Annotated in this window: 2 protein-coding genes; one reads left to right on the top strand and one right to left on the bottom strand. The window is 65.0% G+C overall.

Features of this window, described 5'->3' with window-relative positions; all coding sequences use genetic code 11:
* On the bottom strand, nucleotides 1–559 hold a 559-nt coding region (locus DMB66_RS65060; RefSeq protein WP_233625593.1), incomplete at its 3' end, for a hypothetical protein.
* 922 nt (nucleotides 560–1,481) lie between these two features.
* Between DMB66_RS65060 and DMB66_RS58535 the strand changes: the two genes are divergently transcribed.
* Nucleotides 1,482–3,411, top strand: a 1,930-nt coding sequence (locus tag DMB66_RS58535; protein WP_125812560.1) for a DNRLRE domain-containing protein, incomplete at its 3' end; no start/stop codon positions are given.

Genomic DNA, 3,411 nt, shown 5'->3' with positions numbered 1-3,411 from the left:
TGGCTGGATGACCGCGGGTGACATAGGTGTGCCACAGCGTCTCCAACGCCTCTACGACGTCAGGACTTGGGCCCTGGTTCCCGAGCATGGTCAGCCATAGGTGGTAGGACCGCCGCCACTGTTCAGCGTCTGGGGCCTTCAGCCCTCGTAGAATGCCGGCGTACTGGCAGAGCATCCACGCATTACGAAGGAGTTCGGACGCGGGCTCAGGCGGCACCCAGTTCCCCGGCCGTCGCCACACTCCGAGCCCGCCGTCGGCACTGCTCCCAACTACTGGTTGGAGACCGGCGGCCTGCAGGACACGTGCGGCTTCCTCGCGAGCAACCATGTCGAATATATCGGCGTAGGGGACTGTGTCGGCCAGGTCGAGACCGATGGCCCACTCGATGGCACCACCAACCGCAGCTCGCACGCCGCTATCAAGCCCGGTCACGACCGGAGGCAGCCGCTGCACCTGCGCGTTCCAGACGGCGACGAGGGCGTCCCTCGCCGGAAACGAGTCGCGGAGGAACCGGGATGCCGGTGACTCCGGATCGGCCAGTTCCGTAGTCAGGGTCATGCTCCTCCAATGCCATGGGAACCATCAATCCATAGCAGCCCGTCGACGCTGTCGGACGTTAAGTCCGCGGGCGACGAGCCGCCACCGGATGGCCGACAACGCCGTCACCTGCACCAACGTCGACCCGCCGAGCGCTCGGCCTCGCTACTCGGGCTCGCTGCGTGCTCGCCGCCCAGCACGACTCGACACAAGAAGACACTAACCACTCTCGGTCGTCACGAGCTGATCGAGCCAGCGGACAAAGAGTCCACTGGTGGCCGTGCCGCCGGGTACGTTGCTGTGCCGCTCTGTGCCGGAATCTCATGCTTCGTCGCCTTGTCAAACCCGGGTTCCTGTCGGCCAGTGCCAGGCAGGGTTGGCCCACGCCAGGACCATCGATCACGCATGGATCACGCAGTGGTGGGGGTGGGATCATCGGCACGCCATCACCTGGCCCGTAACCTGCAGTCAGCGCCCCTGTGGATTGCCCATCGTATTTTCGATCGCACGTCGATCACTCCAGGGATCGAACGGAAGCTTGCGGGAACCCTGGACCTGCTCCGCAGGCAGCGCGGCGCCTGTCCGGTCCCGGCGCACGGCAGGACCCGGCATTTCTGCACTCCTGAAGTCGCCCAGGTGGATTGCCTGGGCCGTGTGCCGCGACGAGTTGCAAGACGGTTCTGGGTGACGGCGCAACAATGCGCCGTCGCTACCCGACCGTGCCGTGAAGAGTTCAGCCGTCGAGACAGCTGAGTGCACGACCTCCGCGCTCCGCGCGTGGACATTGCCGAGTGCCAGGTCAAGCTTCGTTCAAGCGAAGACGGATTCTTCCACCACTGTGGATCCAAAGCAAGAAATATCGAGGAACATCACACTTATTGATCTCTATCTAATTGTGACTCTAGGGTAACTCACAGCTTCGCTCGCACAACGGGGGATTTCTATGCCGGGCGTTCGTCATTCCATGCTGCCTTCTATCAGCCCGGTCCGCGCTGCGGCCTCCGTTCTGGTCGCCGCAACAATGATCTTCGCTGTCTCGATCGTCGTTCGGCCGCCGTCGCCGGCCGTTGCGGCGCCTGCGCCGGTTTGTGCCGCCGAGGCGCCGAACGGCTCAGCCGCACATCGGGTTGCGGCCACTTGCGGCAAGCCGGTCGAGATCCTTTCGGAGCGCACCGAGGTTTCGCAGACCTGGGCAAACACTGACGGCTCGCAAACCGTTGAGCTTGGCATCGAGCCGGTCCGGGTGCGTAAGGGCAAGTCTTGGGTGCCGATCGATACGAACCTCAAGGTCACCGCGGACGGTGTCGCACCGCGGTCGTCTGCCCTGCCACTGACGTTCTCCGCCGGAGGAGACGGTCCGCTTGCGCGGCTTCGGGACGGCGCCAAGGAGTTGGCCGTGTCCTGGCCCGGTGACCTGCCCAAGCCGGTCGTTGTCGGTGACACGGCGACGTACCGCGACGTGCTGCCCGATGTTGACCTCAAGGTGACCGCGCAGAGTGTCGGTTTCACCGAGGAACTCGTCGTCCGTTCGCGTGCGGCGACTCGTAATCCCAAGCTGGCCGCACTGAAGTTCGGCGTGGCTACCGAGGGCGTCACCGTCGGTACCGCGGTGGGCGGTGGACTCGTCGCACGCGACAGCAAGGGCGCTGAGGTCTTCACCTCGCCGGCGCCGATGATGTGGGACTCCTCGGAGAGTGCGGAGAGCGGCGACGAGGCACCTGCCGCAGTGGACGAGATTCGGCCGCCGGCGAAGCAGCAGAAGTCCGGGGCGACGCCCGCGGCGCCTGCCAAAGACGCGAAGGAGTCCGGGCCGGTCAAGGGCGCGGCTACGGCCGAGCGGGTCCGTCGCTCGGTCATGAAAGTGTCGCTGGCGCCCGGCTCGATGACCCTGATCCCGGATCAGAAGCTGCTCACGGATCCGAACGCCACGCTGCCGATCCATATCGACCCGGCCTGGACAGGCAGCGTCTCCGGTAGCTCGTGGACATCGGTGTGGAGTAAATATAAGACCAAGAGTTTCTGGAAGAACTCGGCGGCGCTGACCGACGGTAAGAACTTCGGGTCGGCTGGCGTGGGTCGTACCGAGGACTGTTCCGGGTGCAGTGATCACATCGTGCGGTCGTTGTTCCGGATGGACATCTCCAAGGTCAAGGGCACGCACATCCTCGACGCGAAGTTCCGTATCGAGCAGCGCCATGCCTGGACCTGCGGCCCCAAGTCCAACGCGAAGCTGTGGCTCACCGGTGCCATCTCCAACAAGACCACCTGGGACAAACAGCCCACCTGGTACAAGGCGTGGACGGCGACGACAGCCGCCAATCGCAAGCTCGGCTCGATCCACGGCTGTTCCGGCCCTGGCGGGATCGAGTTCCCGGTCACCGGGATGGTCGCGCACTCGAACAAGTCGACCACGATGACCGTCGGGCTTAAGGCGATCGACGAGGGTACCAAGAACCAGTGGAAGCGGTTCAACCATTCGTCGCCCAAGCTGGCGATCACGTACAACACGAAGCCGAACGCCCCTGGCGACCGTAAGTCGGACGGCAAGGCCTGCGCGACCGGAGCCTCTCGGCCGTATGCGCTGACCAACGTGCCCTTCATGTCGGCCAAGCAGTCCGACCCGGATACCAGCCAGCAGTCGCTCACCACCGACTTCTACTGGTGGCCCGCAGGCGGCGCCCGCAGCGAGTCGAACAAGATCGCGCAGTCGTCCGGTAACCCGTCACCGGTGTCCAAGGCGATCCCGGCCGGCCGGCTCGCGGACAACACCACTTACGTCTGGCAGTCGCGTACCTGGGACGGTACCGACCATGGCGCCTGGTCCGGGACGTGTGAGTTCACCGCCGACCTCACACCGCCGGCACCGCCGACAA

It is taken from the genome of Actinoplanes sp. ATCC 53533 (assembly GCF_003947245.1).
This window is presented reverse-complemented; position numbering and strand designations above follow the sequence as displayed.